The organism is Streptomyces sp. 7N604 (assembly GCF_052245475.1).
In the GTDB taxonomy this organism is placed as follows: domain Bacteria; phylum Actinomycetota; class Actinomycetes; order Streptomycetales; family Streptomycetaceae; genus Streptomyces.
The window spans coordinates 94,999-121,867 of sequence record NZ_JBQQBX010000007.1 but is presented as its reverse complement, the minus strand read 5'-3'; the positions used below and the strand labels follow the sequence as shown (position 1 = coordinate 121,867).

Below are 26,869 nucleotides of genomic sequence, written 5' to 3'. Positions count from 1 at the left end.
TCCGGTAAGGTGCCTTGCGGAGTGCCGGGAAGCCTGGTCGGCGATCAAGAGAGAGCTCTCTTCACCGATCGGGGAATTCCTGTGGCGCTCATTGTCGTCTTCGGCGTCGCGCTGCTGATCGCAGTGCTGCTGTCGGGCCTGGCGGCCCGGTCCGTACTCTCCACCTCCCTCCTCTTCCTCGTCGGCGGGGCGCTGGTCAGCGACGGCTTCCTCGGCCTGATCCACATCACCCCGGACAGCTCGATCGTCGTCGTGACCGCGGATCTCGCGCTGTTCGCGGTGCTCTTCACCGACGGGATGCACGTCTCCTTCCCCGCGCTGAAGGCCGCCTGGCGAAACCCGGCCCGGGCGCTCGGGCTCGGCATGCCGCTGGCCTTCGCCGGGATGGCGCTGATCACCCACTACCTGGTGGGCCTGGACTGGACGACATCCTTCCTGATCGGCGCGGTGCTGGCGCCCACCGATCCGGTGTTCGCCTCCGCGATCGTGGGCCGCAAGGAAGTCCCGGCGCGGCTGCGGCAGTTGCTGAACGTCGAGAGCGGCATCAACGACGGTCTGGCGCTGCCGGTCGTCCTGCTGTTCATCGCGGCCGCCGGACCGGCGGCGCATTCCGCGGAAGCGCCGATCGGCGAGATCGGACTCGAGTTGCTGCTCGGTCTCGTCTTCGGCGTCGCCGCCCCGCTGATCGTCAGCCGATTGGTCCGTTTCCGGCTGCTGGGCGCGGAGCCCAGGCTGCAGCCGCTGCTGCCGCTCGCCGTCGGCGTGATCCTCTACGCGGTCTGCCACCTCACCCACGCCAACCCCTACCTGGCCGCCTTTTCCGCGGGCGCGGTCCTGGCGTCGGTCCAGAGGGAGGCGAAGGAGGCGTTCGAGCCGTTGGGGGAGGCGCTGGCGGAGCTGAGCAAGTTCGCGGCGCTGCTGGTCTTCGGCGCGCTGCTGACCCCGCAGTTGTTCGGCGACCTGTCGCTCGGGGGTTACGCGTCCGTGGTCCTGGCCATCGTGCTGATCCGCCCGGCTTCGCTGCTGATCTCGCTGATCGGTACGCGCTTCAGCCGCCGCGAGAAGCTCGCGGCGGCCTGGTCCGGGCCCAAGGGCTTCGCCTCCGTGGTCTACGGACTGCTCGTGCTGCAGTCCGGGATCCCGCGGGCCGAGGAGGCCTTCACCCTCATCGCCGTGTGCATCGCGTTCTCCATCGCCGCGCACAGCAGCTCCGACGTGCCCGTGGCCCGCATGTTCCATGTCGACGACCTTGTCGGCATTCCAGGCGAGCAGAACCGACCCGTACCGCCCACCGATGTGCCCACGCAGTCATCCCCGGCAGACACCCGAGGCAAGGAGACCCGCGGTGCTCGCACGTGACCTGGCCGAGCCCTACCCCTTCGTGTCCGCGGACAGCGACGCGCTGGACGCCGTGCGCCTGGTGGCACGTCAGAAGCTGCCCGCACTGCTGGTCGTCGACGCCGACGAGCAGCCGTACGCCGTGCTCCCCGGCTCCCAGGTCGCTGCAGCCCTGATCCCCGAGTACGTGGTCAAGGATCCTGCCCAGGCCGCCGTGCTCGATGAACAGCAGGCCTACCGGCCACCGGAGATGCTTGCCGACCTGTCGGTTGCCGAGTGGCTGCCCAAGGGGAGGGCCGTGCCGCCGGTCATCGGCCCCGACAGCACGGTCTTGCAAGCGGCTGCTCTGATGGCTCGCTGCCGGAGCCCGCTCGTGCCCGTGGTCGAACACGACGGCACCCGCGCCCGGGTCATCGGCGCGATCACCGCTGCCCGCCTGCTGGACCACCTCATGGGACTGTCGTGAACGACTGGCACAGCTGGGCGGCCCTCGTCGTCTTCGTCGGCGCCTACATCCTGATCATCAGCGAGCGGATCCACCGCACTGCTGCCGCCCTCGGCGGAGCCGGGCTCATGCTGGTGATCCAGGCGACCGATGACGCCTCCGCCTTCTACTCCGAGCACAGCGGCATTGACTGGAACGTCATCTTCCTTCTCCTCGGGATGATGATCATCGTCGGGGTCCTCAAGAAGACCGGCATGTTCGAGTACCTGGCCATCTGGGCGGTCAAGCGCGCCCGGGCGAAGCCCTTCCGCGTGATGGCCATGCTGAGCGTCATCACCGCCGTCGCCTCCGCCGCACTGGACAACGTCACGACCGTCCTATTGATCGCCCCGGTCACCCTGCTGGTGTGCGAGCGGCTCGCCCTGCCCGTCGCCCCGTACCTCATCGCCGAGGTCCTGGCCTCGAACATCGGTGGCACCGCCACCCTCGTCGGCGACCCGCCCAACATCATCATCGCCAGCCGCGGCGGGCTGACCTTCAACGACTTCCTCGTCCACCTCGCCCCGATCAGCGCGATCCTGATAGTGGTCCTGGTCGCGCTATGCCGCTTCTTGTTCCGCAAGTCCTTCGTCCATGACGAGAAGCGGGCTGAGGAAGTCATGGCTCTCGAGGAGCGGGAGGCGATCCACGACCCGAAGCTGCTCATCCAGGGTCTGATCGTGCTGACCCTGGTCGTCGCGGGCTTCGTGCTGCACCCCGTCCTTCACTACGAGCCCAGTATCGTCGCGCTGCTGGGCGCGGGCCTCCTGGTCGCCATTTCCTCGGCGGATACCGGAGAGGTCCTGGGCGAGGTCGAGTGGCCGACCCTGGCCTTCTTCGCGGGCCTGTTCATCATGGTCGGCAGCCTGATCGAAACCGGCGTGATCTCCGAGGTCTCCCAGTCCCTCGCCAACGTGATCGGAGAAAACGAACTCGGTGGCTCCATGGTGCTGTTGTGGGCCTCCGCTGTGCTCTCCGGCATCGTCGACAACATTCCGTACGTGGCCACGATGGCGCCCATCACGAGCGACCTGGTGGAGAACATGGGCGGCTCCGGCAACCACGTGCTGTGGTGGGCCCTCGCCCTCGGCGCCGACCTCGGCGGCAACGCCACCGCCATTGGCGCCTCCGCCAACGTCGTCGTCCTGGGCATCGCCGAACGCAACCGAACACCCATCAGCTTCTGGCAGTTCACCAAGTACGGGCTGGTCGTGACAGCTGTGACGGTGGCCCTGGCAGCGGGCTACATCTGGCTGCGCTACTTCGCCCTCGCATGATCGGGAGCGGTGGTCGATGGCGCGGTCACAGGCGAATTTGTCACGCCCCTCAGGACTGGCGGATTTTTCCCGGCGTATTGGCCGCGAGGAAGGAGAACACCGACTCCGCCGGAGCCTGAATTTGTGGACCCAGCCGCGCATGTCACGGCTGTCGCCAGGAACGCCGGTCCTGGGTCGGGCGCCATGCCCGTACCTATGCGCGTGTCAGCTCGGCGGCACCGAAGGAGACGTCGAAGCGGTCGCACTGGATGCTGACGCTCGTGTACCGGGAGAGGCCGATGCCGTCCGGGAGCCGGTAGTTCTGGTTGCCTTGTTGCCTTTGAGTTTTGGTTGGCCGAGGCGGTCGGCACCGCGGAGTGGACGGGTGTGCCGCTGCGGCTGCTGCTCGGCGAGGCGGGGGTGGAGTCCGGGGCCGCGGAAGTCGTCTTCACGGGTGCCGACCATGGTGTGGAGCGCGGTGTCGAGCAGGAGTACCAGCGCGCCTTGCGCCTGGATACGGCTACCGGGGGTGAGCCCGAGGTCCTGGTGGCGGCCAAGATGAACGGCGCTCCGCTGCGCCTCAACACGGTTATCCACTGCGGTTGGATCCGGCCTGATTCACCTCAGGCCGGACCGCCCGATGGTGTCGCCGTCACAGGCGTACCGGCTGCGCGGCACGCGTCCGCGTCATGAACGATGACTCGTCCGACGGTTGAATGTCGCGGCGATCCTCTGCGTACTCCACGGTGCGTGCCGTGCCAGCCGTAGCTCTCCCGGCGATACGACGAAACAGTCCCCATTGCCAACGGGAGGCATCATGAACCCCCATCGACGGGCCTTGCGGCCCAAGGACCGGACGCGTACGGCCGTCATAGCGCTCGCGATGATGGCCGCCGTCGCGGTCATCGCCTTGGTGATCTCCCTTCAGGGCGGGAGCAGCGGGGCTTCAACGGAGTCCGTGGCGGGCAGTGTTCCGCAGCACAACGGCGGTCACCTCGGCGGATCGGACACCTCGAATCAATCCGTCTCCACCGCGGGCCGCTCGGGGTCGGGACCGCAGCCCGTGACCGAAGTGGACAAGACATTCCTGGTCAAGGTCCGGCAGGCGGGCCTGTGGGAGATCCCGGCTGGTCGGCTGGCGCAGAGCAACAGCTCGAATGAGGTCGTAAAACGCGCTGGATTGCATCTGATCGATGGTCACAGCAAGCTCGACCAGCTGGTGCGCGAGGACGCCAAGATCCTCGGTGTCGGGTTGCCGGATGAGGCCACTGCGGAACAGCAGGGCTGGGTCAACCAGTTGAAGAACGCTCATGGTGCCGAGTTCGACCGCCTCTTTGCCAACCTGCTGCGGGCCTCGCACGGCAAGATCTTCGCCACCATCGGAGAAGTGAGGGCCTCCACTCAGAACGACCTCATCCGCCGGCACGCCCGCCAGGCCAACCAGACGGTGCTGGATCACCTGGAGGTCCTGGAGGACACCGGACTGGTGGACAGTAAGACCTTCAAGGAAGTCGAAGCAGACGTCGCCCCCAAGTGAACTGCCAGGGCGGCTGTCAGCGAGCGCTGCCAGGCGGCGTACCACGGTGAACGTGCTGCGCCGTCCGGCGCGGGCGGACTGGAGCCGGGCGACTTGGGATTTTGTCTCGGGTGAAGACGGTGCGCGGGTCCTTGACAACAATCTTTTGCACTGTGCAATGATTGCCGGGCAGGGGCCCCGGCCGCGGCCTGTCGGGAGCGGCGCTGGCACGGTGACGTAGCTCGACAGTGCACGCAAGCCGCCGGTCGGGGCTCCTCAGAGTCTTCCCGGGTCCATTTCGTTGCCCAAGCCCTATGTCTCTTTCGCGAGCTTCGCTTTGATAACGGCGAAACAGCCGTGATGCTCAGAACGCCGAGAACGTTGCATAGTCTTAAGAGGAGTGGCCTTGGACAGCGCCGATGGCCCGGGGACGCTTCACTGTACGGGGCAACGTGTCAGCGGGAGTCGGAGCGCACATGGGCGAGAAAAGGCAACCGAGTTCCCGGTTGCTGCGCGCCCTTCCGTACGCCGTGATGGCGGTCGTCGTCGCCGTGGACATCACCGCCGGCCCCAACGTTGGGTTCCTGCCGCTCGTGTCGCTGGGACCTGCCTTCGCAGGTCTGGTCGGCGGATGGCGCCGCACCTCACTGATCGGCCTCCTCGCGCTGATTCTGTGCTTCGTGCTCGGCGTGTTCAATGGACTGGTCGACGAGCGGCGGGGGTTCACCGCCATGATCTCCGTCGCGGGAGTCACGGCCGCGGGCCTAGCGGCGGCTGTCATGCGGCAGCGCCGAGAAGCAGAACTCGCCAGCGTCCGCTCCATTGCGGAAGTGGCGCAGCGGGTCCTGCTGCGTCCGGTCCCCCGGAGCGCGGGGAACCTCCGTGTCGCCGTTTCGTACACCTCCGCCGTCGCCGAGGCGCGCATCGGCGGTGACCTGTACGAGGTGGTGACCTCGCCCGCCGGGGTCCGGGTGATCGTGGGCGATGTGCAGGGCAAGGGGCTGGAGGCGGTGGAGACGGCCGCGGTGGTCCTGGGCGCCTTCCGGGAGGCCGCGCACGACGAGCCGGACCTCGTGGCTGTCGGCGAGCGGCTGGAGAGAGCGCTGGGCCGCCACCTGTGCGGGGAGAAGTTCGTGACCGCGGTGCTCGCCGAGGTGGGCGCGGAGCCGATGGTGACCATGCTCAACTACGGTCACCCCGCCCCCCTGTCCGTACGCTCCGATGGTGCTGTCCGCTTCGCGGTACCGCCCGAGCGTGCGTTGCCGCTCGGGCTCGGGGCGCACGACGGGCCTGCGGCGCAGCCGTTCCGGGTCCCCTTCGATCCCGGTGATCAGTTGCTCTTCTACACCGACGGTGTCACCGAGGCACGGGACCATGCCGGCTGTTTCTATCCGCTCGAGGAGCGGGCCCGCTTCCTCAAGGACCCGGATCCGGAGGCCGCTTTGGCGGCGATCCGCCAAGATCTCATGGCCCATGTGGAGACGCCTCTGCACGACGATGCGGCCATGCTCCTGCTGCGCTACCGAAGCCGCAGCCCCGGGACGGATTCGCCTCGGCGTGTGCCGCACCCGGCTCAGCCGATAGAACTTACGTCATGGACGAGCGCAAGCGGCCCCGGGGTGGGGCGGATGACGTGGATGAGGTGACCCGCGCGGTACTGACCGCTTCCCGCCTTCTGGTCGCCGTGTCGGCGCGATCGCTGGCGGCCGTCGAGGACCGGGTGACGCTGGCCCAGTTCCGGATGCTGGTGGTGCTCTCCGTCGAGGGGGCCGTCAAGTTGGTAACCCTGGCCGATCGGCTCGGCGTCAGCCCGTCCACGGCGATGCGCATGAATGACAGGCTGGTGGCCGCGGGCCTCATGGACCGCCGGGTCAACCCGGAGAACCGACGGGAGAACGTGCTGAGCCTGACGCCCGCGGGACACCGCCTCGTCCAGGAGGTCACCGCACGCCGACGGGACGAGATCGCGGCGATCGTCGAGCGGATGGCCCCGGAGCAGCGCGGGGCGCTGATCACCGCGCTCACCGCGTTCGCCGAGGCCGGAGGGGAACCGGCGGTGACCGAGGGGCGCGACGCGTACCCGCTGGGATGGGCGGACCTGCCGGACCGTACCGCTTCCTGACCCCGATCTCAGCTGCCTGGGGAGTGCTCGGCGAGCGGAGCACTCCCTGGTGCGTGATCCGGCCAAAGAGGCGGGTTCTGTCGTGGTTCAGTACGGGCGGACCGGTGCCTGGAGCTTCGACAGGTGGCGGCGTGGGCGGAGCGAGCTGTGGCGTGGTCCGCAGGAGTACGCGGCACACTCCGGCGGTTCACGAGCCGACGACAGGTCCTGCTGTACGTGGGGCTTCGTCGGCGCGCGGCCGTCGCGGCGTGCGAGGTCTTCGAATTCTGCCCAGTCGGGTGCGGCTGCCTTGAGTTCGTCGGGCCGGCCCTCGGCGATGTCGGTAGCCCATTGCGCCATTGGCGCGTCATGTTGGCGAAGTCTGCGAGGGGGCGCCCGATGAGGGCGAGTTGGGCGGCCCGTTCGGGAGGCGGCCCGTTCGGGAGGCGCCCCGTCCGGCAAGGTAGTCGACGGCGACGGCCGCGTGCTCACCTGGGCGGTTTGCCTCTCGACCCGCCCATGCAGTGGAACTGGTGCAACGCGCCCTGTGGGTCCACGGCCTGAACATCCTCGGGGAATACGTGGCGGAGATGGGCCCCGCACCGTGGGACAAAGCAACCCTTAGGAGCAACCAGGCCGGCATGGGCGAAAACCTCCCTCATGGCTCAAGTGTCTCCCACAGCCGGTAGCGTGAGCGCGGGCAGCCGACGGGGTAGGTGACCGGACCGGGAGGACGCGCGGAGATGGGCGGGGAGGAGACGGTGTCGCGGATGCCGCAGCTGCGGCTCGACGAGCTGCTGGAAGAGCTGCAGGCACGCATCGATGCCGCCCGTGGCACGCGCGACCGGGTGCACCACTTGCTCGAGGCCGTGCTCTCGGTGGGCCGTGAGCTGGACCTCACCCAGGCGCTGCGCCGCATCGTGGAGGCCGCCGCCGCCCTGGTCGACGCCCAGTACGCGGCACTTGGTGTGATCGGTCCCGACGGCCGTACCCTGTCTCAGTTCCTCACCGTCGGGCTGACGGACGAGGAGATCGCCGAGATCGGGCCCTTCCCGACGGGCAAAGGCATCCTGGGCGAGCTGATCCAGCACCCCGAACCGCTGCGGCTGACCGACCTGTCCACGCACCCGTCCTCGTACGGCTTCCCGGCCCACCACCCGCCGATGCGCACCTTCCTCGGCGTCCCGGTCCGGGTGCGTGACCAGGTCTTCGGCAATCTGTATCTGACGGACAAGCGCGGCGGTGCGGAGTTCGACGCCGAGGACGAGGCGGTGATCTCCACTCTGGCGGTCGCGGCGGGCGTGGCGATCGACAACGCCCGGCTGTACGAGGAGGGAAAGCGGCAGCAGGGCTGGCTGCGGGCCAACGGGGAGATCACACGGGCCCTGCTGTCGGGAAGCCCGCGGCTGGACGTCATCGGGCTGATCGCCCAGCGGGCGCGCGAGATGACCGGCGCGGAGGTGGCGGACGTGTCCGTACCGCTCCCCGGCGCCCACCATCTGAGGGTCGAACTCGCCCTCGGTGGCGACGCGTCCGCCCGGCTGGGGCTGACCGTGCCGGCCGAGGGCACCCTGTCGGGGGCAGCATGCGCGGCGGCTTCACCGGTGACCACCACCGACTTGAACGGCGATCCGCGCTTCACGGCAGGTCCGCCCCGGTTCGAAGGACTGGGCCCCGCGGTCGCCGTGCCGCTGGGAATCGCGGCGGGCGAGGTCAAAGGCGTATTGCTCCTGGCCCGGCCCGCCGGCGGGCAGGCCTTCACCGATGAGGAGATCGGCCCGCTGCTCGGCTTCGCCGACCAGGCGGCCCTCGCCCTGGAGCTGGGCGACCGCCGTCGCGACGCCGAGCAGCTGGCGCTGCTGGAGGACCGGGACCGCATCGCCCGGGACCTGCACGACCTCGCCATCCAGCGGCTGTTCGCCACCGGCATGACCCTGCAGAGCGCAGCCCGCTTCATCCAGCACCCGGGCGCGAACGACCGCGTCGGGCGAGCGGTCGAGGATCTCGACGAGACTATCAAGATCATCCGTTCAACGATCTTCGGGCTCCGCGCCCGTGAAGAGGAGACCGGGCACAGCCTGCGCGCGCGGGTGGCCCGGGCCGTCGGCGAAGCGCAGTCGACGCTGGGCTTCGCACCACGGCTGAGCATGGAAGGGCTACTGGATACCGATGTGCCCCCGTCGGTGGCAGAGCACGTGATGGCGGTGCTCAACGAGGCCCTGAGCAACGCGGCCCGGCACTCACGCGCCGGCCGGGTGGAGGTGATCCTCCAGGCGACCACCAAAGAGGTCGCGCTCACCGTGACCGACAACGGCGTCGGGATTCCCGCCGAGGGGCGGCGCAGCGGTCTGCGCAACATCGCCAAGCGGGCCGAAGAACTCGGCGGGAAGCTGGATCTGCAGAGACCGGATGAAGGCGGTACCCGGCTGGTGTGGACGGCGCCGCGGGGCCGGCCGTAGACCGAGAGTTGGGGTTCAATGGCGTAGGCGTCCCCTGCCGGGTCCGGAGCGTGAATCCGCCTGCTGGTCGTGCGCAGCCAGTGCCTGCGTGGCGATCACCGCGGCCTGAACACGGCGCTCCACGCCCAGCTTGGCCAGCAGCCGGGAGATGTGGTTCTTGACCGTCTTCTCCGCCAGGAAGAGCCGCTTCCCGATCTCACGGTTCGTCAGGCCCTCGCCCACCAGGGTCAGAATCTCCCGCTCCCGGTCGGTCAGGGCGTCCAACACCTCGGGCTTCTCCTGGCCCGGGGCATCGCCGCGCAGCCGGGCCATCAATCGGGTCGTGGCACCCGGATCGAGCATGGACTGCCCCGAGCCCACCGTGCGCACTGCCGTGACGAGGTCGGTGCCGCTGATCTGCTTCAGCACATAGCCCGACGCACCGGCCATGATCGCGTCCAGCAGCGCCTCCTCGTCATCGAACGAGGTGAGCATCAGGCAGGCCAGCTCCGGCATCCGCGAGCGCAGTTCCCGGCACACGCTCACGCCGTCCCCGTCCGGCAGCCGTACGTCCAGCACCGCGACGTCAGGACGCAGCGCGGGCACGCGCACCAGCGCCTGCTCGGCGGTGCCCGCCTCGCCGACCACCGTCAGATCGGGCTCGGCGTCCATCAGGTCGTGCACACCGCGCCGTACCACCTCGTGGTCATCGAGAAGGAACACCGTCACCGGAGCCCTCTCCTCCGCCTGCGTGCCGTCCGACATCACATATCTCCATTGTCCGGGAATCGCCCCCCGCGCTGCAGGGGAGGGCAACTGCATCATCATGCCTGCCGACAAGTCGTCACACCTAGGGCCGGACGGCCCTATTGGCCGTCCCAGGCCGCGGCAGGACCGATACGCCAGCCGGTGACGAGGTCGGTGGTGATCCGCACCGCATACTCCATCTCTCCGCCGATCCAAGGGCGGAGGAGATCGCAGTACCGCTGCTGCTCCGCATAGTCCCGCACCAGCGTCGCCACTCCAGTGATGGCGACACTCCATCCTGAGCGGCGTACCGGATCGAGCTCGTCTGCCTGATAGGCGACCACAGCACCGTCCTGGGCCGGGCCGAGGAGGGCGGCTCCGGAATGAGTCCGGATGATGACGCAGTCGTCGTCGACGATGTGGTTGACCGGCCGGACGGCCGGCAGCGCCTCGTGACTGAAGACGACGCGCCCGATCGGCACACTGCCGAGCAGCATCAGCGCCTCCGCTCTGGACAGTTCGGCTGGGCGCGGGGGCCCGTGATCTGCGGTCCGGTCATGCCGGTCATGCCGGTTGTCCGTTGAGTTCGAGGTGTCCGCCATGGAGCACAGTGAAAGCACGGCCGGTGGCGGCACACCAGGGGCGAAGGTCCCTGACCTGCTCCGCCCCGGCTCAACCGGCCCCATGCAGCAGAGAATCGGGGCCCACTCGGCCCAATCCTCGGCGCCTGGGGCTGCGGCACTGGGGCCGGGTGGCCGATCTCCGAGGACCATCGGGGCCTGGGACCTCCGGCCGCCGCGCACGCGCGCGGCTCGGACACGTGGCTCACGCGGCGCTCCACCACGCCGCCTGCCCCGTCGCGGTCGTCCCCCGCGACTGACATCGCGTGGTCCCGCGGGGGCTCCCGCGACGGTGCAACGAAGGGGCCGGCCCGCCGCACCTTGGTCTGAGGCCGTGGGCGAGGTGGTCGGGGCCGGGGTCGGCGTGACCGGCGGCGATCGGGGCCGGGAGAACAGCGCGGGGAGGTCGAGACCGAGACCGGGCGTGGCCGGCGGCGGTCGGGGCCGGGCCGATCGGGCCCCGGTGTGCACCGCGCAGCTCCGCCCGGCAGGATCATCGTCGTCGACCTCGCACGGCCCGGCTGAAGGCAGCCGAGCACCTCGGAGCCGATGCCGTCGTCGGAGCGGCCGAGGACTTGGCACGGCCTGACCGAGGACCTGTCGTGCGGCCTCGGCGCGGACACTGGGTACCTGAAGGTCGTGCTCAACGCCACTGATGACGATGACGGCGGAGCCGGCCCGGAGGCGGTCCTTCGCCGTGACCCGCCATCCTGATCCCATCCGGCCGGTACGGTGAGGGAGGCGAGAAGGGTGCCTGGCAAGAACAAGAAGCGGACGACGGGCGGCGGGCCGAAGAGGGAGGGCGGGTCCAGCGGCCTCCCCCGAGCTCGCTACGAAGAGGAGCTGCTCCGGCTGCAGACCGAGCTGGTCAGAGTCCAGGAGTGGGTGCGGGCCGAGGGCGCGCGGCTGGTCGTCGTCTTCGAGGGGCGCGACGCCGCGGGCAAGGGCGGCACGATCAAGCGCGTCACCGAGCACCTCAACCCACGCGTCACCCGCATCGTCGCCCTCCCGGTGCCGACCGAGCGCGAGCGCACCCAGTGGTACTTCCAGCGCTACGTCGAGCAGCTGCCCGCCGCGGGCGAGATCGTGCTGTTCGACCGCAGCTGGTACAACCGCGCCGGCATCGAGCGCGTCATGGGCTACTGCACCGCGGAGGAGTACCAGCGCTTCCTCCACCAGTGCCCCATCGTCGAGAGGATGCTGGTCGAGGACGGGATCCTGCTGCGCAAGTACTGGTTCTCGGTCAGCGACGCCGAACAGGAACGGCGGTTCCGCAAGCGACTGAACGACCCCACTCGGCGCTGGAAACTCTCCGCGATGGACCTGGAGTCCATCACCCGGTGGGAGGCGTACTCCCGGGCCAAGGACGAGATGTTCGTGCACACCGACATCCCCGAGGCGCCCTGGTATGTGGTGGAGAGCGACGACAAGCGCTCCGCCCGTATCAACATGATCGCCCACCTGCTCTCGACCGTCCCCTACAGCGACGTGCGGCAGCCGGACCTCCATCTGCCGCCCCGCCCGCCGTCCACCGGCTACGAGCGCCCGCCGAAGCGGCTCCAGACCCACGTGCCGGACCACGCCGCGACGCTGGTGAAAAACCAGGACCCACCGGCGTCATAGCGGGACCACGACGCAGTACGGCCCGGCCCGCCCGCAGGACCGGGCCGAGGCGCAGCCGAGCGGCACCGGATGCCGGAGGCCGCCGCGCGCCCCCGCACCGAGGCCCTCAAGGTGACGCTGCACAGAGAGTGAGCCGACTCAGTCGTGCGGGACCACCGCGACGGGTGCGGAGGAACGGTGCAGCACCGCATGGGTGACGGGACCGATGTGGGTGCCGACCGGTGAGCGACGGTTCCTCCGGCCGACGACCATCACTCCGGCGTCGGCCGAGGCGTCCACCAAGTGGTGGGCGGGTCGGCCGATCATGGCCTGTTCGATCACCTCAACCCCGGGGAACTTGGCGCGCCACGGACGCAGAGCGTCGGACAGGGCACGGTCCTGCCGTGCACCGAAGTCGTCGTCGGGCTCAGGGGCGATCGCTTCCGGGCCGTAGCCGTGGATGGGCGGCAGGCTCCAGCCGTGGACGACCCGCAGTACGGCCGCGCGCCGGGCGGCGGCATCGAAGGCGAACTCGATCACCTCATCGCACGGCCGCGTCAGATCCAGCCCGAGAACCACATCGCGGTACGGAGTCGTGGTCGACGGGAGCCCTTGGGAGTCCGGCTGATGCTCGTCCTCGGCCACCTCCCCGGCCCGTACGAGGACGACGGGGCCCCTGGCGCGGGCCACGGTCGCCAAGGCCACGGAACCGACGAGGAAGCCCGCGACGCCGCTCAGACCCCGCGAGCCGAGGACCAGCAGCTCGGCGTCCTCGGCAGCCGCAGACAGGACAGCCGCGGTCTCTCCGGCGATCTGATCCGCGGTGATCTCCACTCCGGGGTACTGCTGCCGCAGAGCAGCGACGGCCTCGCGCGGAATGCGCTCGGACCAGTGGCGCTGCGCGATCGGCCCCACAAGAGGGTCGGTGACGTAGGGCTGCGCTTCCCAGGCGTGTACGAGTCGCAGTGGCAGACCGCGACGCCGTGCTTCGCGGGCGGCCCACGCGGCAGCGGCCAGACTCTCGCGCGAGCCGTCCAGTCCGGCGGTGACGGTGCGGGACATCGATGCCTCCAAGTCCATGGATCAGGGGGTGCGTCCAGCCTGCTGGCCCCGGGCCGCGGAGAAGAGGGGCCGCAGGACCTCCGTACGGGGACCGGAAGGCCCATGGGGCGCCATGACCCGTTTCGACGACCGTTGGCGTCAGAGCATCCCGGAGGCGGAAGTCCGGAAAGGCGAGGCGGACATGATGACTCGTTACGTGCTGGCCGGGATCGACGGTTCCCGACCGAGCCTGGTGGCCGCCGCATGGGCCGCACAGGAGGCCGCATCCCGTGGCATGCCCCTGCGTCCCGTTCACGCCGAGCCCCTGGCACCACACCTCCTGCCCACCGTGCAGGGCATCGGTGGTTGGCAGGGGATGGGTGGATTCGACGGTCTGCGACTCGAGTCCGTGGCCTTGGAGTTGGCGGGCCGGGCACCCTGCTTGGTGGCGCTGGTACCGGCATCCAGTACGGCTGAAGGAGGGCATCCTCGACGTCGCCCTCGATGTCGTCCTTTCGGGCACGGAAGGATGCAGCACAGCGACCGAACAGGGCCGTGTCCCGCACCCGCGACTTCGACTTCCGGCTCAACGGCCTGATGGGACGTGACTTCCACGGCCGCACGGCCGGCATCCTGGGGACCGGAAAGATCGGCACCGCGTTCGCCCGCATTGCTACGGGCTTCGGCATGCGTCTGCTGGGCTGCGACATCGCGCGGAGCTCCGACTGCCTGGCGCTGGGTATGGATTACGTCGACCGCGACCGCCCGTTCGCCGAGTCCGATCTGATAAGCCTTCATGTCCCGCTCCTGCCGGAGACGCACCAGCTCGTCCGGATGACCCTTCCGGCGGCTGCCTGCTCCGATCGTTGAGGACGATCGAGCGCAGCCGAAAGCGTTGGCCGGCTCAGTCGATGTCGAGCACCTCACGCACGGGGCGGCGTGGGCTCTTGATGCCCGGGGGCCCGTATCCGAGACGGAGCACCATCTGCACGTATCCCACGGACGTCTGCGGGTCGCGTACGAGCCAGCGCAGATCGGACCATTCGAGGGCATGGGAGGTGAGCGAAGTGGCCAGCCCGTTCACGGTGGCCAGGAGCAGGACGCGTTCCATCGCCTGGCCTGCGCGCAGCCAGTCCTCCGGCCGATCGCCCGCAGAACCCAGCAAGGCCAGGTGAGGGGTGTGCTCGAAGGTCGCGGAACCGCGGCCTGCCACGGGTCGGCGGCCTGCGAAATCGCGCACCGGAGCCTTGCCGTCCCGCTTGCGGGGCCCGAAGGCGTACTCCGGGATTCCGTCGGGCGTCGTCTCGACGCTGTCGACACCGAGACGGGTCCAGCGAGCCAGATCCTCGGAGCGCTCCGGGTCGACGGCATCGCGCCCCTCCGCGTCGTGCACCAGCTCCAGCAGCGTCTGCACATGCCACGGGCCGGGAAAGACGAGCTCTGCTCCTTCCCGTCCAGCGGCGTCGCGGAGGTCGTCCTGCACGGCAGGAGGTATCTCGCGTTCGGAGAAGGGATCACGGCTGGTGTGGCGGTGGTGGATGGCGGGGTACAGGGGCCGGAGGGGGCTGCGGGGCAGCGCCAGGTCGGTCAGCCGCACGCGTGCGAGGAGTTGCGGGTCCGCCGGGTCGGGCAGCAACTCGGTGACCGGCTCCAGGCCCGCGTGGACCGCGGCGACGCGAAGGTTGAACAGGGCGGCGCCGCAGCCGAGATGAAGGCCGCGATTGTCGGGATCGGAGCGCGGAATGGCGCGCTCGAGATCCGCGTGCAGGTGAAATGCGCTGCTGTCACGAAGGAAGCGGAACCGCCATGGCTGCGCATTGTGCATGGACGGAGCGGCAGTGGCGTCCTCCACGAGGGCCGTCACGGTCTTCGGGCCGAGCCGTTGCACCGGCACCGGGAACCTCCCTCGGCGCTCAGACGGGCCTGCTCGGGGAACGCGGTCCGTCTCCTCCCCTCCACTATTCCACCGAGGTCCGGACGCACAGCGACGACAGCAGAGGCGAGGTTCCGCTTGTACATCCTGGGCTGACGGCTCGTGCGACGCCGACCGCCGGGCCGAGACCTCAGCGCGATCACCCAGGGCGGCGCCTGTGGTCAGGGTCAGGGCATCGCCTCGAGGTCTCAGGTGTCTCATCAATCGAAGGTGGCATCGCCATCCCGGCACGATTCCTCAGGCTTGGATGGATCCCTCTCAATCAATATGCGGGCTCGCGCCGCGGGGCGGAGAGCGACACTTGTAGTGGATCACCGATTTCCCTTCCGGCGGGAGGCGGCGATGAGCGGCTCGGTCAGGATCGGACGTGTCTTCGGGGTGCCCCTGCGGATGCACTGGAGCGTGCCGGTGCTCGTGATACTGCTCGCGTACGGACTGGGCCGCCGGACCCTTCCCACCTGGACGCCCGGCCACTCGGACTCTGTGTACGTCCTCGCCAGTGCAGTAGGGGCGGTGCTCCTCATGGGGAGCCTGCTCCTGCACGAGGCGGCGCATGCCGTCGCCGCCCGCAGAAAGGGCGTCCCGGTGGAGGACGTCACGCTGTGGGCGCTGGGCGGCGTGACGAAGATGGGCAGGCCGCGGACCGCTGCCGTGGCGCTGCTGGTCGCGCTCAGCGGGCCGCTCACGAGCCTGGCCATCGGAGGTGCCGCGCTCGGGGCGGGGATCGGCTTCCATGCGCTGTCCGGGGCGGCCGTGCCCACGGCCGTACTGGTGTGGCTGGGGTGGGCCAACCTGTTCCTGGGCGTGTTCAACCTGCTGCCCGCCGCCCCACTGGACGGAGGACGCGTCGTCCAGGCGTTCCTGTGGTGGCGAACCGGGGACCGGGACCGGGCCGAGCGGGCTGCGGGCCGCAGCGGCCAGGTTCTCGGAGTTCTGCTGATGGCCGGCGGCTGGGTGGCGTTCCTGCGCGGGAACACGGGCGGCCTCTGGCTCATGCTCATCGGCCTCTTCGTCGTGATCACCGCGAGCGCCGAGCGGCAGCGCGCCAGGCTGGCTACGGCCCTGCGGGGCGTGCGGGTGTCCGATGCGATGTCCAGTCCGGCGGTCACCGGCCCAGACTGGCTCACCGTCGCCCGGTTCATCGACGAGGTGGCCGCGCAGGCCGGCCATTCCGCCCTTCCGCTGCTGGACTTCGAGGGCCGGCCCAGCGGCCTCGTGGACGTGCGCAGGCTCGCCGCAGTGCCCAGCGAGCGCCGGGAGGCCCTGCGCGTCCGCGAGGTGGCGACCCCGCTGTCGCAGTGCACGACCGCCGCCCCGGACGACCTGCTCAACGACGTCCTCGACCGCACCCGTACCTCGGCCGGCATACGGATCCTGGTCATGGACAACAGCCACTTGCAGGGAATCATCACCGCCCACGACGTGTCCCGACTCCTCCAGCGCCATACCTTGGCAGGTCGGACGGGCAGCTGAGTGCAACCTGGCCCTGCTGAGCACGGCCCGCGACGGGCCGGAGGACTGGATGCGGGCCGACGAGGCCATGGCGCGGGTCCTGCTACTGGCCACCCTCGAGGGCCTGGTCGCCTCGCCCACCACCCAGGCGGTCGAGTGGCCCGACCTGCGCCGTCCGCTGCGCGATCCGGTCTTCGGCATGGGCTCCACGCAGATCGTGCTGCGCCTCGGATACGGGCCTCAGGGCCCCGCCACACCACGACGCCCGGTACGGGACGTCCTCGACATCGAGCCCTGAGTAACCGTGAGTGGTGCCCTTCCCAGGCTGATGGGAGCGTGGACATATGAGCGGTTCCGGACTTTTCCTGACGCGGTTCCTTCTGGCTCTGGGCGTCACGACAGGTTTCTACGGCGCGGTCGTACGGCCCCGGCTCCTTCGCTGGGGAGCGACCGGCGACGAAGCGGCCCGCACCTACCCCGGAGACGAGCTCATCCCCTACGCCGACGACCAGTCGACGATGGCCGCCACCCTCCCGGCGCCGCCCGAAGAGGTCTGGCCCTGGTTGCAGCAGATGGGCTACGACCGGGCGGGCTGGTACAGCTGGGATCTGCTCGACCACTTCGGCCGGCCGAGTGCCGAGACCATCATGCCGCAGTGGCAGGACCTCAAGGAGGGGGACCACCTCGACACGGTGCCGGACGGCAAGGCCTGGTTCACAGCGGCAAAGGTGGATCCACCCAGGACGCTCGTCCTGCTCGCCGAACTCCAGCTGCCCTCCGGCCGCCCCTTCGACCCGCACCGTTGGCCGCTGCCGCACGCCTACACCAGCGGTGTCTGGGGATTCCATCTGGAGCCCACCCCTGCGGACGGAACCCGTGTCGTCGTCCGCACGCGCGGCCGCGCCAGGCCGCGGCCTCTCATGTCGGTCGTCGGCGTCGTGTTCGGCGAGCCCGCCCACCTCATCATGCAGATCCGGCAGTTCCAGAATCTGCGCACGCGCGTCGTGCGCGAACGCGTCTCCCCGAGTGCGGCGGCCGGCCCCGGCCTGGTCATCTCCCGCTGCATCGCCGCTCTTTGACGCTGCGGGAGCCAGGAGGCCGACACCTCTTCCGCCCGCACCGGGGGCGTGAAGGAGATGATCAAGGTGACCTCCGCACCGTTCTTCCCGTACCCGGTTCGCGTTGAGGCCTCGCTCGACCCTCGACTGTCCCGGTGGCTGTGGCTGGTGAAATGGCTCCTCGCGATCCCGCACTACATCGTGCTGGTCTTCCTGTGGATCGCGCTCGTACTCCTGACCATCGGCGCCTTCTTCGCCATCCTGTTCACCGGCCGCTACCCGCGCCCCCTCTTCGACTTCAATGTCGGCGTCCTCCGGTGGAACTGGCGCGTCAGCTACTACGCACTTTCCGGCCTCGGCACCGACAAGTACCCGCCGTTCGCGCTGGCCGACGTGCCCGACTATCCCGCTCGCCTCGAGGTCGCCTACCCCGAGCGCCTCTCCCGAGGTCTGGTCCTGGTGAAGTGGTGGCTGCTCGCGATCCCGCACTACATCACCATCGGCTTCTTCGTCGGCGGCTACCAGTGGTCGGGGAGTCTCGGGCTCATCGGCTACCTCAGCTTGGTCGCGGTGATCGTGCTGGCTGCCACCGGCCGCTACCCGCTCTCAGTCTTCGACTTCGTGCTCGGCCTGGTTCGCTGGGTGGTGCGGGTCAGCGCCTACGCGGCCCTGATGACCGACGAGTACCCGCCGTTCAGGCTGGACATGGGCGGGCGTGAACCCGACAGGACCGAGCTCACTCGACCGTGAGGTGGCTCTGGACGTCCACGACGCCCTCTATGGCGCGGACAAGGCGCGCGGCCACCGAGATGAGCGAGGTGTCCCGGATATGTCCGCTGAGTGTGACGACCCCCTCGTTCACGCTGACGCGAACCGTCTGGTCGCCGCTCCCGCCTTGGCCGGATCGGAGAGGCGTCGCAGCTGCTCGCCTCGGCTTTCGGGTCGCGGCCGCGGAACTCCTCCCTCGAGGCGGACCTGCTGTCCAAAACCGGGGTATCGGGGGGTGCCGCAGTCCGTTAATGCCTCGCGAGGGATGGGCTCGGACCAGTAGCGCTGCGATTCGGTTCGCACGAAGGGCTCGGGGGCTAGGACGGCGAGTCCCCAGACGTGTAAGAGGCGCAGACGCAGTCCGCGGCGCAGGGCTTCGCGCACGGCCCGCGCAGCAGCGGCCAGGCTTTCGCGGGAGCCGTCCAAGCCGGGCGGTGACAGGGCGGGACATGGGCGTACCTCCAGGGTCGAGGGCATCGGGGCGATGCCCTCAGGGTGACCGCCCGGGGACGCGGGTCAGAGAGGCCGCAGGTCCTCCATCCGGGACCGACGACATGAACCGGGCGCCGGCCGCGAACGACGCCATGGACATCGCCGGGATCGGTGAGAAGCCCGCTACCCGGTCCGGACCGTACGCCTTGATGGTGTGCACGTGGGCGGCGGCGATCAGCTCGCTCACCTCGTCCCAGTCGGCCCGCACCAGGCCGCCCTTGCCGCGCGCCCGCTTGTAGGCCCGCGCCTTCGCCGGATCACCGGTGATCTCCGCCCATGCCGCCACCGGGTCGCCGAGCCGCCGCCGCGCCTCCCGCCACAACGTCAGCAATGCGCCCCGCACATACGGGTAGCGGACCCGGCTGGGCGAGTAGGTGTACCAGGAGAACGACGCCCCGCGCGGGCAGCCGCGCGGCTCGTACTCGGGACAGTCCGCACCGATCGACGGATAGTCGGTGGCCTGGTGCTCCCAGGTGATGATCCCGTCCTTGACGTACACCATCCACGAGCAGGACCCCGTGCAGTTGACGCCATGAGTGGAGCGCACCACCTTGTCGTGCGCCCAGCGGTCCCGGTAGAAGCTCTCCCACTTGGGGTCGCCCTCCCCGAACACGCCCGTCCGTCGTCCGACACCTCACGGCGGGTCAGCAGCCGCCGGGCAGCGAGCGGCCAGCGGTGTGCGTCGCGGGTGCCGGATGGACCCGCGGCCTTGTTCTTCTCCATCAGATCGAACGCTAAGCGGCGCCTGCCGTAGGCCCCTTGGGCCGAACGTCCCGGGTGTAGCGACCACCCGGCCCGGATGCCCCGCCGGAACCGTGCCTGTCAGCACGCAGCGAGCGCCTGCTCGGCCCCGGCCGTCCCCAACCGCCGCAGCACGCGCGGCGCACGTGCCCGTCCGGTCATGGTCCGGCCGCCTGTCACACCCGTCCTGATGACCAGCGGCCGGACGCATGCGGGCCTGGTTAGGGCCGGGGTGCGCCCGGCGACGAAGCCATTCGGCCTCTGTCGTGGATCTCCCACGGGGGCCATGAGTCCCTTTCCCATGGGCCGTTGGGCCCGACCTTCACAGACTGTGCCGAATTGTCTCGAAATTGTGGGCTCTCGGATTGCTATACAGGATTCGCCGCCGACGCGATCTGCGCCCCCATTCCCATCCTCATCCCGTCCCTGGGAGGTTTCATGCTGTCCGCTGAATCCGCGGCCGTAGTGCGTGCCACGCTGCCCGTCGTGGCCGAGTCACTCGACGCGATCACCACGAGCTTCTACGGCGCGATGTTCCGCGACCGGCCGGAACTGCTCGACGGAATGTTCAACCGCGGCAACCAGGCCAGTGGGGCCCAGCGGCGCGCCCTGGCCGGTTCCATCGCCGGCTTCGCGAGCGCCCTGCTCGCCAACCCCGACGCACGGCCGGACGCGCTGCTGGACCGGATCGCCCACAAGCACACCGCCGTCGGGGTCACCGACGACCAGTACACGATCGTGCACAAGTACCTGTTCGGCGCGATCGCCGAGGTGCTGGGCGACGCGCTCACCCCCGAGGTGGCCGCCGCCTGGGACGAGGTGTACTGGCTGATGGCCGGCGGCCTCATCGGCCGGGAGGCGCGCCTCTATCGGGAGGCGGGGGTGCGGCCCGGGCAGATCTGGCGGCAGTGGACGGTCGTCGACCGCCGCGAGGAGACCACGGACACGGTGTCCTTCCTGCTGCGCCCGGCCGACCGCGAGCCGGCGCCCCCGGCCCGCGCGGGCCAATACGTGAGCGTGCGGGTGCGGATGCCGGACGGCGTGCACCAACTCCGCCAGTACAGCCTGTCCTCTGCGCCCGACAGGACTCTGCGCCGTATCACCGTCAAGCGCGTCGCCGGTGACGACGGCGCCCCCGAGGGCGAGGTGTCCAACCTGCTCCACGAGGCCGTGCGCGCCGGGGACGAGCTCACCCTCTCCACGCCCTTCGGCGACGTCGTGCTCGATGACGAGGACACCCCGCTCGTCCTGGTCTCCGCCGGCATCGGCTGTACGCCCATGGCAGGCATGCTCGACCACCTCGCCACCACCGGATCCAGCCGCCCGGTGCTGGTGCTGCACGCGGACAACTCCCCTGCGGAGCACGCCCTGCGCACCGAGATACGCGAGTTGGCGGACCGGCTGCCGGGGGCCTGCACCGTCTTCTGGTACCAGCGCCCGGGCCCGGAGGAGGCCGAGGCCCGCACCGGGCTGATGGACCTCACGGGAGTCGGCATTCCTGCGGAAGCCACCGTGTACCTGTGCGGACCGCTGCCGTTCATGCGCGCCGTACGCGGCCAGTTGCTGCAGGCCGGGGTCCCCGCACGGCACATCCGATACGAGGTTTTCGGCCCCGACCTGTGGCTGCCCGACGCGGCCTGACCGAGCTCGAGCACACCTGCGGGAAGAGTCCGTAGGACGACACGAGTGGGAGGGAACAGCCGCGATGCTCCAGCCAGGCGGGAATCTTGCGAGGTGGCGGCCCAGACAGCGCCTGCTTGGTGTGTGGCGCACAACCCAGGCCGTTCGCCACCCCCAGCTGCGAGAATCCAGCCCCGAAGAGTGCTGGACCGGCTGTCCGGCCACGGCGTGGGGCAGGTGTCGGTGTCGACACCCGACGGCCCGGCGGCCGTCCCCCGTCAACTACGAGGTCATCGACAGCGCCATCGTCTTCCGGACCGCCCCGGATGCCGCCCCGGCGGCGGCCGTCGGAACCGAAGTCGCCTTCGAGGACGGCCACCCTTCGGCCACGTCCACGTGGGATGGCGCGGCTGAAGGACTGCCAGTTCGGCTCGGTTCCTGTCAGTCCGGCTCGATGCCGCGCAACTGCCCGCTGCCGTAGGGCCCGTAGAGGTCGAGCAGCCGCGTACGAGCAGCCATCAGCCGGTTCGCGATCACCGTGGCGACGTAGGTGCACAGCGCGTGGTCCAGCACCGGAGCCTCCTGGCACAGCCCGCGAACTGCCTCCGCGTCGAACTCGAGCGCACGCACAGGGCTGGTCGCCTCCGCCCCCAGATGCCAGCGTCCGGGCGGGATCAGCCAGGACCAGCCGAGCAGTTCTCCGGCACCGATGGTCTCCACGACCGCGGCGCGCCGGCCCGGCACGTGAAGATCGAGGGCGACGGTGCCCGTGTGGATGATCCAGAAGCGGTCGGCCTTGCCGCCCTCATGGAAGATGCGGGCGCCCATCGGGAACGAGACTTCACGGGCAAGAGCCATGAGCTGATCGCGGTGGTCTTCGGGCAGGGCTCCGAAAACTCCAGATCTCGTGGTCATGATGAACGCTCCCTCACAGCGCTGCTGCGCAAGTTGTCATCGATACCGGCGGCGGTGCTCGGTCGGCCGGGTGCCGGAATCGTCATAGCGGTATGTCAGCTTGTCGATGACCGAGACCACGCCGTCCACCTGCTGGGTCAGCCGGACCGCGATCGGGATCTTGCCGATCTTGCTCTGCTTCATTGCTGGCTCCCTCCGGCGGGTGCAGGGGCTCTCGTCGTGCGTCTCCAGCGTCCGACGGGAGGAGTCCGCCGCCCAGGGCCTGAAGGGGCACAGGGTGGGGCCGACCGGCCCGGGTGCACGCCGTCGCGGCCCGCTCGGGCCGAAGGTGATGTGGTCGAGGGCCCGGCGCACGAGGTGCTCCTGGACGCATCGGCCGGGGCCGATCTGCTGGTCGTCGGCGCCGTGCGAGGTCATGACCACTTCGGCCTGCAGCTCGGCCGCGTCAGCCACGCCGTTCTGCATCACTCCCACTGCCCCGTTGCCGTCATCCAGCAGCGGGCATGAGCTCCGGCACGTGTGCCGCGCCGCACTGTCATCTGGCCCCGCTCAAGGGGCCTGACGCATGAAAGTACGTTCAGGAATCGCTCAAGGGAGACATCGCCGACCTGCTGGGCGGAACGACCGGGGAAGGTATCCACCTCGGCGCCATGGCCGGCACCCTCGACCTGGTACAGCGCGGCCTGACTAGCCGGGAGACCCGAGGCGACGCGCGACCGTGCCCGATTCGGAGAAGTCCCGATCCGCGCCGTCCTGCCGGACCGCGCAGTCACCATCGCACCGGGAGGAAACGGCGAGTCTGCGTTCGCCTGTGTGGTCTTCGGCCCAGGCTCCGAGCGCGGGCCGACATCGGGCGTCGCGTAGCCCCTTGGCCTTCGCTGCACGGGTCGCCCCGACGGCTCAGGCAGGTTGGGAGCCGACCACCCGGCTGCTGCCCGACCCGGCGGACACGGAACTGCTCGCCACGGTCGAGCTGGCCGGCCCCGTACGCCCCGAGACCGACCTCGCCCTGCTGTATCCCGCCATTCCACCGTCGGCACACCAGCCGCCAGCCGTTCAGCGACGAGGAGATACCCCCAGCGATACAGGACGGCCTGTCGGCGCCGCCCGCTGGGAAGGAGCACGGCTGGTCTTTCCCGCAGCGGCCCATGTGGAGGAAGTGCTGGACCTGGTCGGGGACGCCGAGGGGCGTGACTCCCTGGATCCGGCCATGTTCGAGGACGTCGTCCGCTGGACCCGTATCGGCTCCGACGCCGCCGCATCGTCCGACGGGATCCCGGACTACGCCTTCGGGCCCCGCAAGCGAGGCGGCAAGGCTCCGGTGTGCGACTTCGCAGGCCGCCGCCCGGTGGCCGACCGCGATGCCGCCAGGACTGGCTGAATGCGGGGGCAGGCATTGGAGCGGGTCCTGCTTCAGGCCACCCTGGACGGGCTGGCGACCTCGCTGACGTCACACGCCCTCGAATGGCCCGAACTGCGCTGGGTCGTCCACGACCCGCAGTCGGCCATGGGATTCGTGCAGATGGTGCTGCGCCTCGGATACGGCGAGCGCGTCCCGGCGACACCCCGCAGACCGGTGGAAGAGGTACTCGAGATCGAGTGAGCCACAGAGGCGCGGTCAGGAGGCCCCGGGCGACGGGCCGCCGACCCACCGGCACCGAACCGCTCCTCGTGCTCGCCTCCGCTCCAGCCCGAGCTCGCGGACCTGCCGGGCCCGAGCTAGCGCCGCGAGCAGCTGCACCGCGACGTCGATGTGACTGAGCGCTTCAGTCGGCGGGTTTCGCCAAGCACCGCGCTCAGGACGTGGCCGGAAGATCAATTCGGTCTGTCCCTTCAGGAAGCAGTATCTGCGCCGACTGCTTGTTGTCCGCTTCTTCTTCGTCGAGCCGGTCGACAAGGAGCATCGCCGCATCGTCCGCCAGGTGGCCCCCAGCGTGACGGATCAATGCCTGGTGCAGGTGTTCCAGGAACTGCGGCGGGGTGCAGGTGTGCACCGCTTCCATGGCCTCGGGCAAAGCGAAGAAATCGTTGTCAGGATTGCGGGCCTCGATCACGCCGTCGGTGTGCAGCAGCAGACGGTCACCGGGTGCGAGCGGATAGCTCTCCGCCTTGGCGGGAGGACAGGTTATGAAGTCGTCCAGGCCCAGGGGTGGCAGTGGTGAGCTGGGCATCAGGGCGTGAACCCTGCCCTCGTGCAGCAGCAGCGGAGGCGGATGGCCGCGATTGACCACCTGGACCTCGAAGCCGTCGGGCACCTGAGCTACGAGCGCAGTGACGAAATCCTCCGCCTGGTCTTTCCTCTCGTCCTGGTCGACCGCACCCGGCGCGGCTTGCTCCCGGTGCAGCGCAGCCGCGCAGTGGTTCACCACCTCCACGAGGTCGTCCTCATAGTGCACGGCCTCCCGGAAGGCGCCCAGCACGGCTGCCGCCAAACGCACAGCAGGCAGCCCTTTGCCCCGGACGTCCCCCACGATCATCCGGACCCCATACCGGGTCTGTACGGCCTCGTACAGGTCGCCGCCGATCTGCGCTCCGGTCTCAGCCGCAAGGTACATGCTGGCCGCCCGTACCGGGCCCAGCCTGGCCGGTGTAGGCCGCAGCAGGACTCTTTGTGCTGCCACGGCGACCCGGCGGACCTGGGTGAGCTCGCTCTGCCTGCGCGTGCGCACAGCTTTACTCGTGATGACACTGGCCACGGACACCACGAGGAGGCCCAGGAGGTTGCTGTAGATCAGCATGCCACCCCACGCCTCGTGCAGGGTGGTGGTGATCAGGCTGACGGCCAGGGCTCCAGCTGCTGCCGAGAGGGTGCCTTTCGGGCCCATCGTCAGCGAAGCCAGCGCCGGCATCGCGACGAGGAGAGGGCCGGTGTAGATATCGTGCGCAGGCGAGAGCTCGATCCCCAGCCCGAGCAGTATGATCACGAACGGCACGCACTGCGCGACTCGGAAAAGGGCCCGGCTGTGACCGCCCGCTCCCGGCGTAGGAGCTGGGCGGAAGAGCGTCCGCATGGGTACAGCTTGCCTCGCTGAAGTTGCGTGTTCCACTCATCGCTCCCGCGGCCTCCCGGGGCATCCGGGGACCCCTGGCCGACACCTCCCCCAGCGCTACCGTGCCCGTTGCGCTCAGGCTCGCCAACTCAGCCGCTGACCCGGCAACTGAAGCGCTCAGTTCCTGGCCGAGGCCGCCCGTACCCCGGTGAACCTGCTGGTGCTGATCCTGGTGCCGGTGGTGTTCGTGGTGGTGGCTGCCGAGCCGATGGCGGATGCTGCCGAGCTGCTCGGCGGCCCCGGCGGGCCGGCGGTGCAGACCGCCACCGCCGGCTGGGCCGCCGGTTCATCGCCGCGATCGCCATGTACTTCCAGATGCGCGCTGCCCGCGCGGTCGACCGCCGCCTGGTCCTGGCCGGGCTGGCGCCCTCCCGGCTGGTAGCCGCCCGCACTGGCCACCGGCCTGGTACTCGCGCTGCTTGCCACGGCCGCAGCCCTGCTGGCCCTGACCGCGCGAAATCGCCGCCAGTGTGCTGATCGCCCTCACCTACGCCCTCATCGGCATCCTCCTCGGCCTGCTCTTCGGCCGCGTGGGCGGCCTTCTCATCGCCTTCCAGGTGCCGAGGTAGCCGGGTTGCCGTCCCCATGGGGACTCCTGGTCGCGAGGATGGGGAATTACGTGACGCTCAGTCTCCTAGAGCCGGGGAATTGCGTGATCGTCGACAACTGTCCTCGGACGGTGGCTCTCCGCACAACGGCGCTTGTCTCCTTTCTTGTCTCCTTTGGGGCGTAGACGACGAAGGGCACCGCCGAGCCGAGGCCGGGCCCATTCCCGGGGTGGAGCCGCGTCGGCGAAGGAGCCAAGGCGTACTTGCGTCTGGTCATGGGCCGCCTGCGCTCGACATGGTTGGCCGACCTCTTCGAAGCTCGTCTTCCGATCACGGTCATCCAGGCAGCCGCAGGCGTCCGCACCCTCCACGGCCTGTCCCGCATCCTGCCCTTCCTCACGGATGTCCCGGCCGAGAAAGCGGCATCACTTCTGCGAGGCGACTCATGACTGCGACGAGCGACCGTCATGCGCGGCTGGCAGCCATGCGGGCCGTGCGGGAGCTGATCGGCCAGGAATGGGTTGAGCCCGCCTCGAAGCGCGAACAGCCGTCGACATTCGCGGGAGTCTCCAGTCAGATGGCCGATCTTTCCTTGGCAATTTCGACTGCGATTCCGCGTGCCCAGGCGCGGATGCGCTCCGGGTCACGGAAGTCGCCGCCCTTGCCGGACCTGACAATCTGACGGGCGATCCAGCCCTTGGCCCCCTCCTGGAGCCTGCCGCCGAAAGTGATGTGCTCACGGGCGTCCAGCCGCTTGACGATCCGGGCCACGCCCCGTGCCGGAGGGATGTCGCGCTCGTTGGCCGACGAGTCCAGTGGGCCGCTGCTGAACAGCCACACCGGACGCGTGGCGAGAGCCTTGTGGTGACGGCGGGCGAAGCGAGTCGCATCCCGCTGCCAACGGCCCGCGTAGAGGCCCCCGCCCAGAACGACGACGTCGTAACCTTCGAGATCGCGGACCTCGGCCGCGGACCGCACCTCGGTATCCAGGCCGGACTCACGCAGCGACTCACCGATCCACTCGGCGATCTCAGCAGTGGAACCGCTCTTCGTGCCGTACGCGACGAGCACACGCTGCGGGTTCATGTCCACCTCCGCATGATGATCGGTGGCCGCCGCCGACGGGCGACGGCGGCCTCATCTCCTATC

The 26,869-nt window shown here is 69.6% G+C and carries 25 protein-coding genes and 7 pseudogenes; 19 read left to right on the top strand and 13 right to left on the bottom strand.

Translation table 11 applies throughout. From position 1 onward, the window contains the following. Window positions 1-81: 81 nt before the first annotated feature. The 3 genes from ACTWP8_RS09860 to ACTWP8_RS09850 are packed head-to-tail and all read left to right on the top strand — an operon-like array spanning window position 82 to window position 3,099. Window positions 82-1,359, top strand: a complete 1,278-nt coding sequence (locus tag ACTWP8_RS09860; protein WP_443321760.1) for a cation:proton antiporter — start codon at window positions 82-84, stop codon at window positions 1,357-1,359. Next, on the top strand, window positions 1,346-1,804 hold the full coding sequence (locus ACTWP8_RS09855) for a CBS domain-containing protein (protein ID WP_443321759.1): 459 nt from the start codon (window positions 1,346-1,348) through the stop codon (window positions 1,802-1,804). Before ACTWP8_RS09860 ends, ACTWP8_RS09855 begins: the two co-directional genes overlap by 14 nt. After that, window positions 1,801-3,099: an ArsB/NhaD family transporter gene (locus ACTWP8_RS09850; RefSeq protein WP_443321758.1), complete on the top strand. Its 1,299-nt coding sequence runs from the start codon at window positions 1,801-1,803 to the stop codon at window positions 3,097-3,099. Before ACTWP8_RS09855 ends, ACTWP8_RS09850 begins: the two co-directional genes overlap by 4 nt. 193 nt (window positions 3,100-3,292) lie before the next feature. On the opposite strand, the pseudogene ACTWP8_RS09845 reads toward ACTWP8_RS09850, so the two are convergent. Further along, a pseudogene (locus ACTWP8_RS09845) lies at window positions 3,293-3,409 on the bottom strand (DM13 domain-containing protein); the annotation flags it as partial. A 17-nt stretch (window positions 3,410-3,426) separates the two neighbouring features. Here ACTWP8_RS09845 and ACTWP8_RS09840 point away from each other — a divergent pair. The 4 genes and pseudogenes from ACTWP8_RS09840 to ACTWP8_RS09825 all read left to right on the top strand — a co-directional run. Continuing rightward, window positions 3,427-3,683: pseudogene (locus ACTWP8_RS09840) on the top strand (molybdopterin-dependent oxidoreductase); the annotation flags it as partial. 278 nt (window positions 3,684-3,961) lie between these two features. Beyond that, entirely contained in the window at window positions 3,962-4,615 is a 654-nt protein-coding gene (locus tag ACTWP8_RS09835; RefSeq protein ID WP_443321757.1) for a DUF4142 domain-containing protein, read from the top strand. 455 nt (window positions 4,616-5,070) lie between these two features. Beyond that, window positions 5,071-6,240 carry a PP2C family protein-serine/threonine phosphatase gene (locus ACTWP8_RS09830; RefSeq protein ID WP_443321756.1) on the top strand — a complete coding sequence of 390 codons (1,170 nt, stop codon included), beginning with the start codon at window positions 5,071-5,073 and terminating at the stop codon, window positions 6,238-6,240. Beyond that, window positions 6,189-6,716 (top strand): MarR family winged helix-turn-helix transcriptional regulator, encoded by a 528-nt coding sequence (locus ACTWP8_RS09825; RefSeq protein ID WP_443321755.1) that lies wholly within the window; start codon window positions 6,189-6,191, stop codon window positions 6,714-6,716. Before ACTWP8_RS09830 ends, ACTWP8_RS09825 begins: the two co-directional genes overlap by 52 nt. A gap of 87 nt (window positions 6,717-6,803) precedes the next feature. Here ACTWP8_RS09825 and ACTWP8_RS09820 read toward each other — a convergent pair whose 3' ends face one another. Beyond that, window positions 6,804-7,055: a hypothetical protein gene (locus ACTWP8_RS09820; RefSeq protein ID WP_443321754.1), complete on the bottom strand. Its 252-nt coding sequence runs from the start codon at window positions 7,053-7,055 to the stop codon at window positions 6,804-6,806. Between the two features lie 383 nt (window positions 7,056-7,438). Between ACTWP8_RS09820 and ACTWP8_RS09815 the strand changes: the two genes are divergently transcribed. Continuing rightward, on the top strand, window positions 7,439-9,154 hold the full coding sequence (locus ACTWP8_RS09815; RefSeq protein WP_443321753.1) for a GAF domain-containing protein: 1,716 nt from the start codon (window positions 7,439-7,441) through the stop codon (window positions 9,152-9,154). 15 nt (window positions 9,155-9,169) lie between these two features. On the opposite strand, the gene ACTWP8_RS09810 is transcribed toward ACTWP8_RS09815, so the two are convergent. Together ACTWP8_RS09810 and ACTWP8_RS09805 are read right to left on the bottom strand one after the other, a co-directional pair. Beyond that, the gene (locus tag ACTWP8_RS09810; RefSeq protein WP_443321752.1) at window positions 9,170-9,898 is read right to left on the bottom strand and encodes a response regulator; all 729 of its coding nucleotides are present in this window, start codon (window positions 9,896-9,898) and stop codon (window positions 9,170-9,172) included. A gap of 101 nt (window positions 9,899-9,999) precedes the next feature. After that, entirely contained in the window at window positions 10,000-10,482 is a 483-nt protein-coding gene (locus tag ACTWP8_RS09805) for a pyridoxamine 5'-phosphate oxidase family protein (RefSeq protein WP_443321751.1), read from the bottom strand. Window positions 10,483-11,250: 768 nt separating this feature from the next. Between ACTWP8_RS09805 and ppk2 the strand changes: the two genes are divergently transcribed. After that, complete coding sequence (ppk2, locus tag ACTWP8_RS09800; protein ID WP_443321750.1) at window positions 11,251-12,123, top strand: polyphosphate kinase 2; 873 nt, start codon at window positions 11,251-11,253, stop codon at window positions 12,121-12,123. A gap of 138 nt (window positions 12,124-12,261) precedes the next feature. Here the strand turns inward: ppk2 and ACTWP8_RS09795 are convergent, their stop codons facing one another. Continuing rightward, window positions 12,262-13,164, bottom strand: a complete 903-nt coding sequence (locus ACTWP8_RS09795; protein ID WP_443321749.1) for a universal stress protein — start codon at window positions 13,162-13,164, stop codon at window positions 12,262-12,264. Between the two features lie 459 nt (window positions 13,165-13,623). Here ACTWP8_RS09795 and ACTWP8_RS09790 point away from each other — a divergent pair. Continuing rightward, a pseudogene (locus ACTWP8_RS09790) lies at window positions 13,624-13,974 on the top strand (NAD(P)-dependent oxidoreductase); the annotation flags it as partial. Window positions 13,975-14,047: 73 nt separating this feature from the next. On the opposite strand, the gene ACTWP8_RS09785 reads toward ACTWP8_RS09790, so the two are convergent. Then, window positions 14,048-15,037, bottom strand: coding sequence for an Acg family FMN-binding oxidoreductase (locus ACTWP8_RS09785; protein WP_443321748.1), 990 nt, complete (start codon window positions 15,035-15,037; stop codon window positions 14,048-14,050). A 381-nt stretch (window positions 15,038-15,418) separates the two neighbouring features. Between ACTWP8_RS09785 and ACTWP8_RS09780 the strand changes: the two genes are divergently transcribed. The 4 genes and pseudogenes from ACTWP8_RS09780 (at window position 15,419) to ACTWP8_RS09765 (ending at window position 18,336) form a co-directional block, all read left to right on the top strand. After that, entirely contained in the window at window positions 15,419-16,549 is a 1,131-nt protein-coding gene (locus ACTWP8_RS09780; protein WP_443321747.1) for a site-2 protease family protein, read from the top strand. Between the two features lie 4 nt (window positions 16,550-16,553). Then, window positions 16,554-16,826: pseudogene (locus ACTWP8_RS09775) on the top strand (Acg family FMN-binding oxidoreductase); the annotation flags it as partial. Between the two features lie 46 nt (window positions 16,827-16,872). Continuing rightward, window positions 16,873-17,607, top strand: a complete 735-nt coding sequence (locus tag ACTWP8_RS09770) for a hypothetical protein (protein ID WP_443321746.1) — start codon at window positions 16,873-16,875, stop codon at window positions 17,605-17,607. Window positions 17,608-17,673: 66 nt separating this feature from the next. Then, window positions 17,674-18,336 carry a DUF4389 domain-containing protein gene (locus ACTWP8_RS09765; protein ID WP_443321745.1) on the top strand — a complete coding sequence of 221 codons (663 nt, stop codon included), beginning with the start codon at window positions 17,674-17,676 and terminating at the stop codon, window positions 18,334-18,336. Here the strand turns inward: ACTWP8_RS09765 and ACTWP8_RS09760 are convergent. The 3 genes and pseudogenes from ACTWP8_RS09760 to ACTWP8_RS09750 all read right to left on the bottom strand — a co-directional run. After that, a pseudogene (locus tag ACTWP8_RS09760) lies at window positions 18,323-18,460 on the bottom strand (BON domain-containing protein); the annotation flags it as partial. The gene ACTWP8_RS09765 and the pseudogene ACTWP8_RS09760 sit on opposite strands and share 14 nt — an antisense overlap. After that, a complete protein-coding gene (locus tag ACTWP8_RS09755) occupies window positions 18,445-18,831 on the bottom strand; it encodes a universal stress protein (protein WP_443321744.1) in 387 nt (128 codons plus the stop codon). The pseudogene ACTWP8_RS09760 and the gene ACTWP8_RS09755, both read right to left, overlap by 16 nt. Window positions 18,832-18,898: 67 nt before the next feature. Continuing rightward, a pseudogene (locus ACTWP8_RS09750) lies at window positions 18,899-19,569 on the bottom strand (molybdopterin-dependent oxidoreductase); the annotation flags it as partial. 456 nt (window positions 19,570-20,025) lie between these two features. Between ACTWP8_RS09750 and ACTWP8_RS09745 the strand changes: the two are divergent. Beyond that, complete coding sequence (locus tag ACTWP8_RS09745; RefSeq protein WP_443321743.1) at window positions 20,026-21,228, top strand: globin domain-containing protein; 1,203 nt, start codon at window positions 20,026-20,028, stop codon at window positions 21,226-21,228. 420 nt (window positions 21,229-21,648) lie between these two features. Here ACTWP8_RS09745 and ACTWP8_RS09740 read toward each other — a convergent pair whose 3' ends face one another. Together ACTWP8_RS09740 and ACTWP8_RS09735 are read right to left on the bottom strand one after the other, a co-directional pair. Beyond that, window positions 21,649-22,122 (bottom strand): cyclic nucleotide-binding domain-containing protein, encoded by a 474-nt coding sequence (locus ACTWP8_RS09740; protein ID WP_443321742.1) that lies wholly within the window; start codon window positions 22,120-22,122, stop codon window positions 21,649-21,651. A 36-nt stretch (window positions 22,123-22,158) separates the two neighbouring features. Further along, on the bottom strand, window positions 22,159-22,305 hold the full coding sequence (locus tag ACTWP8_RS09735; protein ID WP_443321741.1) for a hypothetical protein: 147 nt from the start codon (window positions 22,303-22,305) through the stop codon (window positions 22,159-22,161). A 150-nt stretch (window positions 22,306-22,455) separates the two neighbouring features. On the opposite strand from ACTWP8_RS09735, the pseudogene ACTWP8_RS09730 reads away from it, so the two are divergent. The 3 genes and pseudogenes from ACTWP8_RS09730 to ACTWP8_RS09720 form a co-directional block, all read left to right on the top strand. Next, window positions 22,456-22,629, top strand: a pseudogene (locus ACTWP8_RS09730) (universal stress protein); the annotation flags it as partial. Window positions 22,630-22,990: 361 nt separating this feature from the next. Continuing rightward, complete coding sequence (locus ACTWP8_RS09725; protein ID WP_443321740.1) at window positions 22,991-23,503, top strand: hypothetical protein; 513 nt, start codon at window positions 22,991-22,993, stop codon at window positions 23,501-23,503. Beyond that, the gene (locus ACTWP8_RS09720) at window positions 23,504-23,725 is read left to right on the top strand and encodes a hypothetical protein (protein ID WP_443321739.1); all 222 of its coding nucleotides are present in this window, start codon (window positions 23,504-23,506) and stop codon (window positions 23,723-23,725) included. Window positions 23,726-23,918: 193 nt separating this feature from the next. Here ACTWP8_RS09720 and ACTWP8_RS09715 read toward each other — a convergent pair whose 3' ends face one another. Further along, window positions 23,919-25,055, bottom strand: coding sequence for a PP2C family protein-serine/threonine phosphatase (locus tag ACTWP8_RS09715; protein ID WP_443321738.1), 1,137 nt, complete (start codon window positions 25,053-25,055; stop codon window positions 23,919-23,921). 265 nt (window positions 25,056-25,320) lie between these two features. On the opposite strand from ACTWP8_RS09715, the gene ACTWP8_RS09710 reads away from it, so the two are divergent. Continuing rightward, window positions 25,321-25,554, top strand: a complete 234-nt coding sequence (locus ACTWP8_RS09710) for a hypothetical protein (protein WP_443321737.1) — start codon at window positions 25,321-25,323, stop codon at window positions 25,552-25,554. A 739-nt stretch (window positions 25,555-26,293) separates the two neighbouring features. Here the strand turns inward: ACTWP8_RS09710 and ACTWP8_RS09705 are convergent. Then, complete coding sequence (locus ACTWP8_RS09705) at window positions 26,294-26,806, bottom strand: flavodoxin domain-containing protein (protein WP_443321736.1); 513 nt, start codon at window positions 26,804-26,806, stop codon at window positions 26,294-26,296. Window positions 26,807-26,869: the final 63 nt, after the last annotated feature.

Bases quoted from the DNA above. Each gene is read 5' to 3' on its own strand.
- ACTWP8_RS09805 (WP_443321751.1), bottom strand. From the start codon at position 10,482: ATGGCGGACACCTCGAACTCAACGGACAACCGGCATGACCGGCATGAC.
- ACTWP8_RS09780 (WP_443321747.1), top strand. From the start codon at position 15,419: ATGAGCGGCTCGGTCAGGATCGGACGTGTCTTCGGGGTGCCCCTGCGG.
- ACTWP8_RS09835 (WP_443321757.1), top strand. From the start codon at position 3,962: ATGATGGCCGCCGTCGCGGTCATCGCCTTGGTGATCTCCCTTCAGGGC.
- ACTWP8_RS09770 (WP_443321746.1), top strand. From the start codon at position 16,873: ATGAGCGGTTCCGGACTTTTCCTGACGCGGTTCCTTCTGGCTCTGGGC.
- ACTWP8_RS09740 (WP_443321742.1), bottom strand. From the start codon at position 22,122: ATGACCACGAGATCTGGAGTTTTCGGAGCCCTGCCCGAAGACCACCGC.
- ACTWP8_RS09830 (WP_443321756.1), top strand. From the start codon at position 5,071: ATGGGCGAGAAAAGGCAACCGAGTTCCCGGTTGCTGCGCGCCCTTCCG.
- ACTWP8_RS09820 (WP_443321754.1), bottom strand. From the start codon at position 7,055: ATGGCGCAATGGGCTACCGACATCGCCGAGGGCCGGCCCGACGAACTC.
- ACTWP8_RS09795 (WP_443321749.1), bottom strand. From the start codon at position 13,164: ATGTCCCGCACCGTCACCGCCGGACTGGACGGCTCGCGCGAGAGTCTG.
- ACTWP8_RS09810 (WP_443321752.1), bottom strand. From the start codon at position 9,898: ATGTCGGACGGCACGCAGGCGGAGGAGAGGGCTCCGGTGACGGTGTTC.
- ACTWP8_RS09705 (WP_443321736.1), bottom strand. From the start codon at position 26,806: ATGAACCCGCAGCGTGTGCTCGTCGCGTACGGCACGAAGAGCGGTTCC.
- ACTWP8_RS09755 (WP_443321744.1), bottom strand. From the start codon at position 18,831: ATGCCCTCGACCCTGGAGGTACGCCCATGTCCCGCCCTGTCACCGCCC.
- ACTWP8_RS09815 (WP_443321753.1), top strand. From the start codon at position 7,439: ATGGGCGGGGAGGAGACGGTGTCGCGGATGCCGCAGCTGCGGCTCGAC.
- ACTWP8_RS09735 (WP_443321741.1), bottom strand. From the start codon at position 22,305: ATGAAGCAGAGCAAGATCGGCAAGATCCCGATCGCGGTCCGGCTGACC.
- ACTWP8_RS09720 (WP_443321739.1), top strand. From the start codon at position 23,504: ATGCGGGGGCAGGCATTGGAGCGGGTCCTGCTTCAGGCCACCCTGGAC.
- ACTWP8_RS09745 (WP_443321743.1), top strand. From the start codon at position 20,026: ATGCTGTCCGCTGAATCCGCGGCCGTAGTGCGTGCCACGCTGCCCGTC.
- ACTWP8_RS09825 (WP_443321755.1), top strand. From the start codon at position 6,189: ATGGACGAGCGCAAGCGGCCCCGGGGTGGGGCGGATGACGTGGATGAG.